This window comes from Microcoleus sp. A2-C3, assembly GCF_036706065.1.
Classification (GTDB): Bacteria; Cyanobacteriota; Cyanobacteriia; order Cyanobacteriales; family Microcoleaceae; genus Microcoleus.
Map to the genome: position 1 here is coordinate 33,297 of NZ_JAUBVX010000009.1, position 14,012 is coordinate 47,308.

Consider the following 14,012-nt stretch of genomic DNA (forward strand, 5'->3'; position numbering starts at 1 on the left):
GGTCAAATAGATAGTTTATCGCACATATTGGGTTTCCTGATGTAATTGAAAATTCACTTTGGGGACACGATTGGGGGATTTGAGATTTTGAAACTTGGCCTGTGCCTAGAGTGTTGTCGGGCGATCGATCGCCCAACAACACTCTAACCAAAAATCACCTCCGGCGGAGCCATGTCAGCCCCCATAATCATTCCTCCGTGACTGTTAGACTTCTTCAAACCCGGTTGAGGTGTCGGGGCTTGGCTTTTCGGAGACGGTGCAACTGAGGCTGGCGGTGTCACCTGCGTTGGAGGTGCTGCATTTGCCCCCGGCACCACGGGTTGCTGCGACAGCCAACCTACACCTCCTATCGCCCCCGCCATCAAAGCGGTGTAGCCGATGTACAAATGCACTGGACGCATTTGAAAGCCTTCGTCTGACTGTGAGTTGGAAATAGACAAATATGTGCTAGAAATGTCGCTCGGAGCGGGTTTGGGCAAAGCATTCGCCATCGCGGTGCCGTCTAGCCCCAAAGCGTCGCCGAGTCTGCGGATAAAACCTCTAACGTAAATATCTTGGGGCAGTTTCTCCATTTCCCCATTTTCGATTGATTCGATGTGGTGCAGCGGGACGAGAGTTTGACTGTGGAGTTGCTGGAGGGATAGCGATCGAACTTGCCGCCCCTTGCGCAATTCTCTGCCCAACTCCTGCAAGCACTCTTCTCGCTGTTGAACTGCCATTACTGCTGCTTCTTCGTTGGTGAGTTTTTTAGGTTTCTTGGGAAAACCGAACCCTGGCAAGGATTTGGCGGGGCTGATGACAGTTGCAGTTGCAGCCGACTCGACTTGAATTTCGTCTTGGGGCGCTGGTTTGTTGTCTTCTAAAGTGTTAGACTCTCGATCGCAATTTTCAGTATCGGACTCGGTGTTAGAAGGCGCTTCGACACTAGCACTGCGCCAATAGAAAACAGGAGCATCTACTGGTGGCTCTAATTCTTTAACAGAGGGTGCGGCGCCAATTGCAGTCGCCAAACTTTCTTGGGCAACTTGTATTTCCGTTTTGTTTGGTTTAGGAAACCGATCGAATGCGAGCTTAACGGCTTCTCTGCTAACTGCTCTAATTAAAATTTCGGCAGCGGAGGCTGCTTCACCCAACATCGTTTGCAAGCTAGCTAGAGCTTGGCTGTAGGTGTCGCTACAGAGGAGTTCAGCTTCTATTAGACCGAGGACAGAACGAAAACTTTCTTGAGAAATTTCAATAGTTGCGTGATCTGTCACCCCAAAATAAGCCTCGGGTTTCAGTGCCATGATGTTTATGTTGTCTTGCTAGAAGGTATCTGAGTACGTTCTTCTAAAGCTTGGCAGTGATTCCGGATTTCGGTTGGGGGAGAGGGGGAGAGTCGCAATTCCCAATTCCCAATTCCCAATTCCCAATTCCCGATTTTCTATTGCTTGTGGATGCGATCGAGCAACCACAGAGCACCGATAATCCCGACAAAGTGGGCAACAGTGGCGTGAGTATTGGCTAGTACCACAAATATGTCTAAAGGCTGAATAAATCTGCTGAAATCGACTGCCGCACCGAACAAAGCTTGCGGCTGAGCTAAAGATTTGGCTAAAAGCGTGCCACTGATTGCCTCTGCACCGATCAGTGTCAGGAGCATTCCTGATAAGTTGCTGATCAGAGTTAACTGCACTTGTTTGATGGTGTCTGCTTTTTTGGGGCGGACTGTATTGGCGGCGGGCGATCGCAATTCTCTCGACAAGCGGGTGAAGCGGAAAGCGCGATATACGCTGTAAACCAGCACTGCCAGCCCGCAAAGGGCAAAAAATACGCCGCCGCCGGTGCCGGCACTGGTTGAACTCCCAGGGGCGGTGGCGCTGGGGATAGCGAAGGGGATGGCAAAGAGCAAAATGATCGTCGCCACCACCGCCAGCACTGACTGCACCCAGAAGCACACCCAGCCTGCTGTACGAAGGGCAAAGGCAACTCGCTGTGCAGCTACCGGAAGCTTATCGTTATCTAACTGATTAGTCATATTTTGAGCGGATATAATTGAGTGGCTTTAATTGGCAGCAGTTTTTTGAGCGGGGACGGTTGACGGTGGTTAACCCTCCTTATAATAGAAGCAGAAATGTTTAAGATTTGTAACTAACATTCGATTTCACATTTGAATAGCGTCGATCGCAAGGTATCCAAAGCAATGGCACAACTACAACCCACCGTCACTCCCAAACTGGAACAACCAAAGTTTGGCTTCAACAGCTACGCGGAACGCCTGAACGGTAGAGCCGCGATGATCGGTTTTTCCCTAACTTTAATTATCGAGTATGTCACAGGGCAGGGGTTGCTGGCCTGGTTAGGTCTCAACTAATCTTAGCAATGGCGCGGTCAGCCTCACACTCAATGCTGACCAGGCAACAGTGGGTGTCACCTCTGCTGACCGCGACACGTGCAATTGATTAGAATATTAATTAGGAACCAGCCCAACGGCTTGTCTGTCGAGAGATCTAAGTTCGCCGAAGGCAATAGTTGGCTTGTGGAGGTGTATTTGGGGCAAATATTTTGATTGGACAAGCTTGGCAATTTGACCGTGCTCCCGTACAATTCCGCACAGGCGAGAATATAAATTTAGGTTCAGCTAGTTTCAAGACTAGAAATCCCGATCGCACCGCCAACTCTAATTTTTAGAGCTTGCAAATAAATATAGAACAGAGTAAAACCAAATGAATGCTTCGTGGACGCGACTTTTGAGGTCTGCTTACCGTAAAGAGCCAATTACCAGCTTTATTGTGACGGTGGGCGTTGTCGATGCAGCGATCGGCAGTATCGGTGCCAGCGGCTCTTTATTCGCTTTTGGGCTGGGTACTGCTGGGGTGGCGATCGCCCTCCGCTGGTGGCAAATTTACCGCTCTGGAGCCGAACAACCCGCACCTGCGGCCGAATACTATCTTCCTCCTCAGTCTTCTCGACCTCAGTTGCCCACGCTCAACAACGTGTCCAAGAAAAATCCTCCTTATTAAGATTAGCGGGCAACGGCGACTCGGTGAGGTGGCGATCGCGCCAGCCTGCATCTGAGGCAATACTAAAAGATAGGATCAAAAAAGTCTTTCGATCTTCGATCTTTGAGGCTTGGTTATGAATATTAATGTTGCCGACAAACTCTACAAAATTGGCTCTGTAGCGGGTTGTAGCGGTTTATCGGTAAAAACTGTTCGTTACTATGAGGAGATGGGCTTGCTGTCTCCGGCGGTAGAGCGCTCGCCGGCTGGTTATCGCTTGTTTAGGGAAGCGGTATTCAACAGGTTGGCGTTTATTAAACGATCTCAGGCTCTCGGTTTGAGCCTTCAGGAGATTAAGGATATTTTACAGGTTCGCGATCGGGGAGAGTTGCCTTGCTCTGAAGCAAAGCAGCATCTAACGGCGAAGGTAGAGGCAATTTCCGGGCAAATTGCAGCGTTAGAAACTTTGAAAGGGGAGTTGCAAGGTATTCTGAACCGCTGGCAAGAGCAACCCTCACCCGCGAGCATTACTCGCACGATTTGTCCGAACATTCAGCGGGATTGAGCAACGGCAGGAAGATACAAAAAAAGGGAAGGAATTATCGGTTTCCTTCCCTTGCTGTTTTGGTTTGTGGTTTTGAGCCTTTAACTTTTTCCGTAGAGTTTGCTGTTGCTTTTTGAGCTGTCGAGCTCTAGCCGAGCCGCCTTTGCCTTTGGAGTTTCTGCCCTCGCTTCGAGGAGACTCCCAACTTTTTAGTCTCATGTTTTTATTTGTTAGCACTACTTCCATTATAAATTACCACAATTTTAGTGTCAAGTAGTTGGTTTAACCAATTTCAAAAATCAATGCAATATATGTACAGTACGTCGCCATTGCTCGTACTAAAAACATAGCGAAAATCTCATGACGACGCACAAGCGAAAATATTGAACGATACAATCCTCCATTTCACTTCGCTTAAACCTTGTGTGATAGCAAGATTTTTTATGGCTTGAAAATATTGTGATCAGTCCAAATATTCCCTCGGAATTGCAGCATCTGTAAAAATTGGCAGCGTTTCCCAAATTTTCACCCATTCCGGCAATTCAGCTACTTTTTTGAGCTGAAGCGACATTTCTATTAAGGAAAATTCTAAATTGTGGAAATCTTGAATAAGTTCGGCTTTCAAGAAAATTTCATTTCTAGCTAAATCTGGAGCATTCGTGGCGAACGCAATGCTGTTACCAGCGTCTAAATTACATATATAAACTTGTGCGAACACAGTTTGAATCGTTTTCACCGCTGCCGCATTAAACTCTTGTTTGTGGAACAGGTGAATAGCTACAACACCCGTATTTGATAAGTGAGTTTGGCAGAGTTGGTAAAATTCTTGTGTCACCAATTGATAGGGCATATAGCCGCTGCCAAAACCAGCATCCACAATAATTATATCATTTTTTATAGTGGGATTTTGTGCGGCGAGATATTGACGACCATCTTGAATAGCTACTTTTAGTTTGTCATCGAATTGAATGCCAAAAAACTTTTGAGCAACTTCGACTACTGTGGCGTCAATCTCAGCAGATTCGACTATCGCGTCAGGGAAAGAGGAGTGAAAATATCTGGGAAGAGTGCCACCGCCAAAGCCAATTATATAAATATTTTTTGGTTGATTTTTCCATAATAATGCTAGCAGCATTGATCGGGAATATGGAAATATTAATTTGAGTGGATTGTTGAGGTCTAGAATTGATTGAGCAACACTTGTACTCAAAGTTTCTCTGTCTACCAAAACCATGAGTAAGCATGATTTGTCTTTTTTGACTGCTACAATGCTGTCGCCGGAATTTTGTTGAAATATGATGCCATCTGGCTGTTGTTGAAGCCAGTTGATTTGTTGGCAGGTAACTGCTAAACTGTTAACTTGCCGCTCGTTTGGAGCATAATTCATACTATTTTAAATTTGAGAATTACTGACGAGTATCGTGATTTGAGGCTGATATATAGTTTTATTCTTGTTGGGAAGTTGTATCAAGTATAAAATCTGAAACTTAAAATCTCAAATTTCAAATAGCATCACCTTAAACCTAATAATAGCGCGATTCCGGCGATCGCACAAACCACTCCCACAACAGCCCGGAGACTAACCTTTTCGCCCGCGAGTACGACTAAAGGCAGTATAAATAGGGGACTGGTAGAACTCAGTGCTTGAGCGATGGCTGCGGGTGCATATTTCAGCGAAGTCTGTTGCAGGTAAATTCCGAGATAGGTTCCTAAAAAAGCTGCTAAAATTATTGCACCTAATATTTTTGGCGCTTTTAATTGTTGGAAAGTGTCAAGGTTTGTGGGGTTGAGGAAGCACAGCATAACTGCCATACCGCCGCTCAAACGCAAGGCCGCTGTCCACAAGGGGTCAATATCTATTTGAGTGAAGGCGGCGCGGGATAAAACTGCTCCTCCGGCGTGGGCTGTTTGTCCTAATAAACTAATGCCTAATCCCTGCCAAAGATGTTTGGATGGTAAGGTTGTTTCGGCGGTTCTTTCGGCAATTACCCAAGCTACACCGCAGATTGTTAAAAGGATACCTGTACAAGCAATGGGCGATAGCTTTTCTTGTAAAAATATGAAGCCGAATAATGCTGTTAAAGGGGGAGATAGGGTTTCTAAAAGCAGCGCTCGTCTTGCACCTAAATATTTTAAGACAATAAACCAAGCGGTGTCTCCAATGCCAATTCCTAATGCGCCGCTGATGAGCAGCATTGCTAAAATATTGGGGTTGACTGCTGGTAAGGATTTGCCTAAAATTAGTATAGTGGCGAGGAGCATGAAAAGTGCGATCGCACCTTTGACCAAGTTTAATACGACTGCGGGGATTTGCTGTCCGACTCGCTGCCAAATTGTGGAAGAGAGAGCCCAGACAAATCCAGCGCCTAAAGCGGCGATTTCACCCATAAATTAGTGGTTAGTGGTTAGTTGTTAAGCTATTGTGCATTTAAATTGTATGCGAAGAAATAATCAAACTCTTGTGGGGCGTTGCTCTGAGCATCGCCCCGAATATGCAATTTAAATGCACAACAGCTTAGTTGTTATTTGTGAGGACACCTATGCCCTATGCCCTATGCCCTATGCCCCATGCCCTATGCCCTATGCCCTATGCCCTATGCCCTATGCCCCATGCCCTATGCCCTATGCCCTATGCCTATATAAATTAGGGTTCCAGACTTATCATCTGGAACCCTAGATTTATTAAGATTTTTTAGTAGTGGGCGAAGAGAGAATCGAACTCTCATACCTTTCGGTGTCAGATTTTGAGTCTGATGCGTCTACCAATTTCGCCACCCGCCCTTTTTGTTTGTTTCACCATCATAACATACCGATCGACTTTCTGCAAGCAAAGATTCATAATTTTTTGAACTTGCCCAGCGATCGATCTCTCTGGCGCGCAATACTGGTACAGGATGGGATAACTGAGCCGTTTGAGCTTGCTTCAACATTTCCCCAAGTTCTGTACTGCTGAGGTCATCGTAGGCTCGCGCTTGAATCAAGAACGCATCTAGATTAAGTTTCGGAGCTAACGTCGGCGAACCTCCGGCCAGTTTCATCAACACCGATGCTACCACTCTGGGGTCTTGGGTGGCGAGTAAGGCTGCGCGATCGCACGTAAATTCGGCACACCGCAGCCATTCCAACATTTGCGCCTGCAAACCCTGGGCGAGTATGGTTCCCACAGGCGAAATTTGACCGGCGGCCAACACAATTAAATTAGCCAGAGTCAGGTAAACTCCGTGTTCGCACTTCAAATGTCCCAATTCATGACCGATTACTGCCTTAACTTCCTCGTCTGTGAGCAAATCAATCAGGGAAGTGTGCATCACCACAAAAGGCTGTTTTCCCCGCATTGCAAAGGTGTAAGCATTCGGCATCGGATGCTGGCGGACATAAAGCTGCGGCACCTCCAAATCCAGAGTTGTGCAGGCATCCACCAGCAATTGATGCAGGTGTGGCAATTGATTTTCGCCGACTTGGACGCTGGAAGCCAGATTTTCGAGCCTGAAGAACTGTTCGCCAAGTTGTCCCAGCAACTGTCGCACCATCAAATCGAGGCCGGGCAGTTGTTTGAGAGTGTTGGTGGCTTCTAAGTCAAGCGGGTGACGAAACTGGTCTGCTTTTAAACCGATGAGCGGTATGTTTGACATTTTAGTCCTTAGTCATGAGTCAATAGTCAACAGTCATTAGTCATCGGTGATTAGTCGTTGGTGATTAGTTATTAATCATTGGTCATTAAAAAAGATTGAATTTTTTTCTTCTTCCTACCGATTAATGACTGCTAACTAATGACTAATGACTGCTGACTAATGACTCATGACTAATTAACAGTTTAAACTCGATCGCACAGGATTGACAGGAACCTCAGCATTAGCCGGGTCTGTGCCCTCCTTGACGCGCCGCAACTTAGCTCCCAATTTTTGGAGTTTCACCTCTAACTGCTCGTAGCCACGGTCTAAATGCTGCAAGCTGCTGATTGTGGTGACACCATCGGCTGCTAGTCCCGCCAGCACCAAAGCCGCCGAAGCCCGCAAATCTGTTGCGACTACTGGCGCACCAGACAACATCGGCACTCCGCGCACCACGGCGACATTGCCTTTAACCCGAATGTCGGCGCCCATGCGGTTGAGTTCTGCTACGTGGCGCAAGCGGTTCTCAAATACGGTTTCTTTGATCATGCTGTCTCCTTCGCTCAGCGTCAGCAAAGCCATAAACGGAGCTTGCATATCTGTGGAGAAACCTGGGTAAGGCAGAGTTTCGATGTCTGTGGCGGTGTGAATTTTGCCGGGAACTATCCGCACAATGTCGGATTCTACAATTATTTTCGCCCCCATTGTCTGTAATTTGGCAATAATTGCCGTCAGGTGGTCGGGAATTACCGACGACAAACTGATTTCTGAGTGAGTGATGGCTCCTGCTAATAAAAATGTTCCGGCTTCGATGCGATCGGGAATAATTGCATAGTCTACCGCGTGCAGTCTTTCAACTCCCGAAATGACGATCGTATTTGTGCCCGCGCCTTGAATTTTGGCTCCCATAGCGCGACAGAAATTCGCCAAATCGACGACTTCCGGCTCCTGGGCCGCGTTTTCAATCACCGTTTCTCCCTCAGCCAGAGTCGCCGCCATCATCAAAGTTTCAGTTGCGCCGACGCTGGGGTAGTCCAAATAAATTTTGGCTCCTTTCAAGCGACGGTTCGGCCCTTTGACGTAAGCGTGAACTGTACCGTGCTCGATGTGGACTTCGGCGCCGAGAGCTTGCAGGCCCCGAACGTGAAGCTCAACGGGCCTGGCTCCGATGGCGCAACCTCCCGGTAAAGGCACTTTGGCAAATCCCAAACGCGCTAGCAGTGGCCCGATGATGAAGAAGCTCGCCCGCAGTTGGCTGACTAATTCGTAGGGGGCTTGAGCGTCTATGAGGTTGCTGGCGTTCATATCTAAAACGTCGCCGTTCTGCTGTACTTTGACTCCTACAGCCGAGAGAATTTGCCCCATGCGGGCGACATCGACTAGGGCGGGAACGTTGCGGATGTGGCAATCGTCGGGACACAGCAGAGCTCCGGCCATGACTACTAGGGCCGAGTTTTTGGCGCCGCTGATTTTTACCTGTCCTTTCAGGGGCTGGCGACCCCAAATTTGCAATACTTGTTGGTCGCTTTCGGGTGAAGCTGGCAGGTTAGACGTGTTCTGAGCTGGTGTAATGATTTTGCCCTCCATAATATTCGCTTTGCTACTTTATACATTATTAATTTTGGTTCGATTTTACCGGAAAGTTTTTATATGTCTAGGGGTAACATTAGGAATTGTGGGAATTATATTTGCTAGCATTGAGTCTGGGTAAGCTTTTCAGGTTTAATCGCACAAATTATGTCGATCGAGTCTCATGGAGTTATTTGTATCAAAATTTACGTTCATTTGTAGCGATCGCTCGGATCACAGATATTGTACCTTTGTCAATGAACTTTTTAAGTAAAAGCCGGCTGGGTTGTTGACAAAGGTGTAAGATATCGGTTCGATCGACAATGCCGGAAATTTCATAAGTTGTCGATCGCCCCAATGCCTGTGCTACCCTGTGACAACACCCTAGAGCCAAAGCTACTCCTAGCATATGGTTCACATTAAGCGGATCGAACTAACTAACTTTAAATCTTTTGGTGGCACAACGTCCATTCCCGTGCTGCCAGGTTTTACTGTGGTTTCCGGGCCCAACGGTTCAGGGAAGTCCAACATCCTCGACGCTTTGCTGTTTTGTCTCGGACTTTCGACTTCTAAGGGAATGCGGGCTGAACGTTTGCCGGACTTGGTGAACACCGCCCAAAATAAGCGCGGTACGATTGAAGCTAGCGTGACTGCTACCTTTGCGCTGGAAGATGTGGGTGATGAATGGTTCGCCCAGGATGAAGATGAGGACGAGGATGAGGAAGAAAAGGCAGCGGATGATTTGTCTGTTGAAGCAGAAGATGTAGAAGCGGTCGAAATTCCAGAAACTCAAGACAATAACGGACAATCATCTACTACCAATCCAAAATTGGAAGAGTTATCTGCTGAAGAAGTCGAAGAAATAGAAATTGCCACAACTCAAGACAACAACGGACAACTACTCGCTACCAATCAAAAATCGACAATTAAAGATCAAAAACCGGACGAGTGGAGTGTGACACGCAAACTCCGAGTCACTCGTCAAGGAACTTACACGTCAACTTATTACATTAATGGCGCACCTTGCACACTAACTCAACTGCACGAACAACTTAACCGTTTGCGAATTTATCCCGAAGGTTATAACGTTGTTTTGCAAGGAGACGTTACCAGCATTATTTCGATGAATGCTAAGGAACGCCGAGAAATTATTGATGAATTGGCAGGAGTGGCTCAATTCGATCGCAAAATCTCTCTCGCAAGGCAGAAGTTGGATGAAGTTAAGGAAGTGGAAGAACGCAGCGGGATTGTCGAAAAAGAACTGATTTCTCAGCGCGATAGACTTGCTTCTGATCGCACAAAAGCCGAAAAGTATCAAAAATTGCGGGCGGAATTCCAAGAAAAGTCGCAGTGGGAAATTGTGCTCAAGTTCCGTCAGTTGCAAAAGCAAGAATGGAAACTGCGCGAACAAATCGAAACGGGCGATCGCAATTCTACCTCTCTCACCGAACAACTGCAAGCAATTAGCACCCAAATTCAAGCCTCAACTGCCGAACTTGACGCGCTGAATGCCCGCGTTAAAGCTTTGGGAGAGTCGGAATTGTTGGCTTTGCAAGCGACGATTGCGACTCAGGAAGCGGAACGGCGACAACTCCAAAATCGCAAACAGGATTTGGAAACAACTGCTGGACAAATGGCGGCAAACATAGCACAAACTGAGCAAGAAGTTCGGCAATTTCGGCAAAGTTTGGAGCAAATTGAGATTGAAATATCCTATGTTATGTCTCAAATAGGCACTTTTCAGGAACAGCGGGATGAAGCGCGGGAAAATTTAGATAAGAGTCGGGAAGTTGCAAATGCGATCGCCTCGACGGCCGAAGTTTGGGTACAGCAGCAAACGGAACTGCACCGCCAAATCGAAACAATTCAACAAACTTTGGAACCGCAGCGTACAGAACAAGCTACCATTGGCGAAAGAGTCGATCGCCTCCAGAGTCAAATTCAAGAACAAAACCAATCGCTGCAAGGATTGGAAGAGGAAATTGCAGGCAAAAAAGTTCAGCAATCTCGCCTTGGGGAAACCAAAGGCATCGCTGCTTTGCAAGTAGAATCGCTGAATCAGATTTTAATCCAAGCTGAACAAGAATTGCAACTGCAACAGGAAACTCAAACTCGTTTGTTGGAAGAACAACGGGAAAGACAGCGCAAGTTAGATAAGCTCGAAGTGCAGTTTCAAGCACTGCAAGAAGCGACTGGCACGTTTACTGCAAAAATTGTCGCGCAAAGCGGAATTGGCGGAGTTTGTGGCTTGGTGGCTCAACTGGGCAGGGTGGAGCCGCGTTTTCAGTTGGCGCTGGAAATTGCAGCGGGCGGGCGGATGGGTAATATGGTGGTGGAAAATGACAGTGTGGGGGCTGCGGCGATCGAATTGTTGAAGCAAAAACGGGCGGGAAGAATGACGTTTTTGCCTTTGAATAAGATTAGGGGCGGCAGGTATTCGGTGAATGAAAATTTGCGGCGGGCGGCGGGTTTTGTGGATGCGGCTGTGAATTTGATTGATTGCGATGCGCGCTATCAGGAGATTTTTGCTTACGTTTTTGGCAGTACGGTGGTGTTTAGCAATCTCACTGATGCCCGCCGCTATTTGGGACAGTATCGGATTGTGACTTTGGATGGGGAAATTTTGGAAACCAGCGGCGCGATGACTGGGGGAAGTTCTGCGAATAGGTCAACTTTGCATTTTGGCACGGTTGATGCTAGTGTGGCGGCGGATGAAGCGCGGACAATTGCTTCTCTGCAAGAACGTCTTGAGGAAATTGAGCGGATTTTGGAACGGTGCAAAATTGCGATCGATCGCGCGGCTGTTGCTGTCAAAACTCGCAGCCAAGAATTGATGGAGGCGAAGCAGAATTTGCGCGAACATCAGTTGCGCTTGGAACAGTTGGAGTCAGAAATTAAGAATTTGCAAGCGCAACAGTCACAAGTGCGATCGCAAATTACGAAAAATACTCAGGAATTGACTAATTCGCAAACCCGATTGCAGTTGCTGGAAGCAGAATTGCCCGCACAGGAAACTCAATTGCAGCAGTACCGCCAAACTTTGGCGCAGTTGGAAGAGTCGAATAGTCACAGCGAATGGCAGCAAATGCAGTCTGGTTTGCGGACTCTGGAAGCGCAATTGCAGGAGCGAGAATTGGCTCACAGAAACGCCCAGCAGCGCCAAGGAGACTTGCAAAATCAATTCGGGCGTTTGGAGGAGAAAATTAAGGAAGGCAGCGAGAAATTGCAGGAATGGCAAGTGCAGCAAAATGCGGGAACTGATGCTGTCAACCGGATTGTTTCGCAGCAGTTGGAACTCGATCGCCAAATTGCGACAGCTAAGGCGGCTTTGGCCCAAATTGAGGAGAAATTGGGTGTGGAAAAGGGCGATCGCGATCGGGCGGAATCTCAACTGCGAGAGCAGCATTTGGCGAAACAACAGTTACAATGGCAGTTGCAAAAACTGCACGAAACTCAGCAGGAACGCCGCGAACAATTAGCCGCAGTTCGCACTCTCATGGAAACGCAGCGGGCGGAAATGCCCGATCCGGTGCCGTCGATTCCAGAAGATGTCGAGAAAGCTAATTTGACGGAGTTGCAGCAGGAAGTAAAGGCGATCGCCAAACGTATTCAAGCTCTAGAACCAGTGAATATGTTAGCCTTGGAAGAGTACAATCGTACTCAAGAACGCCTGCAAGAATTGAGTCAAAAGTTGACGACATTGGCAGGAGAACGCACTGAACTATTGCTGAGAATTGAAAACTTTACTACACTCAGGCGGCGCGCTTTTAAGGAAGCTTTCGATGCGGTTAACGAGAACTTCCAGACTATTTTTGCGGAACTTTCCGAAGGTGACGGCTATCTCCAGATAGATGATCAGGAAGACCCCTTCAGCAGTGGCTTGAATTTGGTCGCTCACCCGAAGGGTAAACCTGTTCAGCGGCTGGCTTCTATGTCGGGAGGCGAAAAGTCTCTGACGGCGCTGAGTTTTATTTTTGCGCTGCAACGCTACCGCCCGTCTACGTTCTACGCTTTTGATGAGGTGGATATGTTTCTGGATGGGGCAAATGTGGAGCGATTAGCTAGAATGATAAAACGACAGTCTGAACAAGCCCAGTTTATTGTTGTGAGTTTGCGGCGACCTATGATTCAATCGGCTGAGCGTACAATTGGTGTTACTCAAGCGCGGGGAGCTTATACTCAAGTCATAGGACTTAAGTTGTAGTCTCAGTGTCTCAGTTGACGATCGTGTTGAGTGATATATGTACTTAATAAATCAGGATTAGAGTTAGAATGACATCCGAACAAATTTGCCAACGCTCCGATATTCTCGGCACTCAGGTCATCACCCGCGACAGAGGTAAACGCTTGGGTGTAGTCAGTCAATTGTGGGTGGACATCGATCGGCGGGAAGTTGTGGCGATCGGTCTACGTGATAATATATTTGCGGTCGCTGGACTACCGAGGTTTATGTTCCTCAGCAATGTCAGCGAAATCGGCGATGTGCTGTTGGTGGAAGATGAAAGTGCGATCGAAGATGATGTTGATGTTGAAGTCTACAGCATTTTGATTAACAGCGAAGTGATCACCGAAACCGGCGAACTTTTGGGAAGGGTGCGAGGCTTTAGGTTCGACCCCGAAGACGGTAAGTTAGTTTCTATAATTATCGCTTCCCTGGGAATCCCCCAAATCCCTGACCAAGTTCTCAGTACCTATGAGTTGGGGATTGAGGAAATTGTCAGCAGTGGCCCGAACCGCTTGATTGTGTTTGAAGGTTCCGAGGAAAGGCTGAGACAGCTTAGTGTGGGTTTGCTGGAGCGCGTCGGTTTGGGCCAAGCACCTTGGGAGCGCGAAGAGGACGAGCAAGGTTATTATCCGAAACCCGTGGCTACGGGAAATCAATTGGGCCCGGGCGTGCGGATTCCTGCACCGGAAATGCGCAGCCGAGTAGCGCAGCCTGTGGTTGAGGAAGTTCCTTGGGATGAGGATTCGCAGTGGAATCGGCCGCCGGTACGCCAGCCGCAGCAGATGCGCGTGATGCAGCCTCAGCCGATCGACGATTATGATGAGTACGAAGAGGATAATTGGGGCGGCGAGGAGGACGATTACGAGGACGATGAGTACGAGGCGAAGCAGTACAGCCCTGAGGTTTCTAGCCCGAAGGAGTCGGTGGTTGAGTACGAGTACGAGGATGATGTGGAGGCTGATGCTTGGGCTGACGATGAAGCGCCGAAGCCTTACAAGGCTCCTCGCGTGAATATCCCTGAGAAGACTAAGACTCCTGAGTATGAGGAAGAGGCTGGTTATTAGGAATTAATCAATTAGCTC

The 14,012-nt window shown here is 47.8% G+C and carries 12 protein-coding genes and 1 tRNA gene; 6 read left to right on the forward strand and 7 right to left on the reverse strand.

The annotated features are described in order from the left end of the window. Window positions 1-143 precede the first annotated feature (143 nt). Together QUB66_RS07345 and QUB66_RS07350 are read right to left on the reverse strand one after the other, a co-directional pair. The gene (locus QUB66_RS07345; protein ID WP_332967072.1) at window positions 144-1,286 is read right to left on the reverse strand and encodes a helix-turn-helix domain-containing protein; all 1,143 of its coding nucleotides are present in this window, start codon (window positions 1,284-1,286) and stop codon (window positions 144-146) included. Window positions 1,287-1,423: 137 nt separating this feature from the next. Then, a complete protein-coding gene (locus tag QUB66_RS07350; RefSeq protein WP_265235841.1) occupies window positions 1,424-2,017 on the reverse strand; it encodes a DUF3611 family protein in 594 nt (197 codons plus the stop codon). A gap of 165 nt (window positions 2,018-2,182) precedes the next feature. Between QUB66_RS07350 and QUB66_RS07355 the strand changes: the two genes are divergently transcribed. The 4 genes from QUB66_RS07355 (at window position 2,183) to QUB66_RS07370 (ending at window position 3,546) form a co-directional block, all read left to right on the forward strand. Then, entirely contained in the window at window positions 2,183-2,353 is a 171-nt protein-coding gene (locus QUB66_RS07355) for a hypothetical protein (protein ID WP_265235840.1), read from the forward strand. A 158-nt stretch (window positions 2,354-2,511) separates the two neighbouring features. Next, a complete protein-coding gene (locus QUB66_RS07360; protein WP_265235839.1) occupies window positions 2,512-2,670 on the forward strand; it encodes a hypothetical protein in 159 nt (52 codons plus the stop codon). A 35-nt stretch (window positions 2,671-2,705) separates the two neighbouring features. Then, window positions 2,706-3,002, forward strand: coding sequence for a hypothetical protein (locus QUB66_RS07365; protein ID WP_265235838.1), 297 nt, complete (start codon window positions 2,706-2,708; stop codon window positions 3,000-3,002). Window positions 3,003-3,117: 115 nt separating this feature from the next. Then, entirely contained in the window at window positions 3,118-3,546 is a 429-nt protein-coding gene (locus QUB66_RS07370; protein ID WP_265235837.1) for a heavy metal-responsive transcriptional regulator, read from the forward strand. Window positions 3,547-3,988: 442 nt separating this feature from the next. Here the strand turns inward: QUB66_RS07370 and QUB66_RS07375 are convergent, their stop codons facing one another. From QUB66_RS07375 to murA, 5 genes are all read right to left on the reverse strand, one after another. Then, on the reverse strand, window positions 3,989-4,912 hold the full coding sequence (locus tag QUB66_RS07375; protein ID WP_332967074.1) for a spermidine synthase: 924 nt from the start codon (window positions 4,910-4,912) through the stop codon (window positions 3,989-3,991). A 125-nt stretch (window positions 4,913-5,037) separates the two neighbouring features. Next, the gene (locus tag QUB66_RS07380; protein WP_332967075.1) at window positions 5,038-5,913 is read right to left on the reverse strand and encodes a DMT family transporter; all 876 of its coding nucleotides are present in this window, start codon (window positions 5,911-5,913) and stop codon (window positions 5,038-5,040) included. Between the two features lie 311 nt (window positions 5,914-6,224). Next, window positions 6,225-6,306: transfer RNA gene (locus tag QUB66_RS07385), tRNA-Leu, on the reverse strand. After that, complete coding sequence (locus tag QUB66_RS07390) at window positions 6,285-7,157, reverse strand: M48 family metallopeptidase (protein WP_332967076.1); 873 nt, start codon at window positions 7,155-7,157, stop codon at window positions 6,285-6,287. Before QUB66_RS07390 ends, QUB66_RS07385 begins: the two co-directional genes overlap by 22 nt. Window positions 7,158-7,331: 174 nt before the next feature. Next, the gene (murA, locus tag QUB66_RS07395; RefSeq protein WP_265235832.1) at window positions 7,332-8,723 is read right to left on the reverse strand and encodes a UDP-N-acetylglucosamine 1-carboxyvinyltransferase; all 1,392 of its coding nucleotides are present in this window, start codon (window positions 8,721-8,723) and stop codon (window positions 7,332-7,334) included. A 391-nt stretch (window positions 8,724-9,114) separates the two neighbouring features. On the opposite strand from murA, the gene smc reads away from it, so the two are divergent. Together smc and QUB66_RS07405 are read left to right on the forward strand one after the other, a co-directional pair. After that, on the forward strand, window positions 9,115-12,909 hold the full coding sequence (gene smc / locus QUB66_RS07400; protein ID WP_332967078.1) for a chromosome segregation protein SMC: 3,795 nt from the start codon (window positions 9,115-9,117) through the stop codon (window positions 12,907-12,909). Between the two features lie 68 nt (window positions 12,910-12,977). Further along, on the forward strand, window positions 12,978-13,994 hold the full coding sequence (locus QUB66_RS07405; RefSeq protein ID WP_332967079.1) for a PRC-barrel domain-containing protein: 1,017 nt from the start codon (window positions 12,978-12,980) through the stop codon (window positions 13,992-13,994). Window positions 13,995-14,012 lie beyond the last annotated feature (18 nt).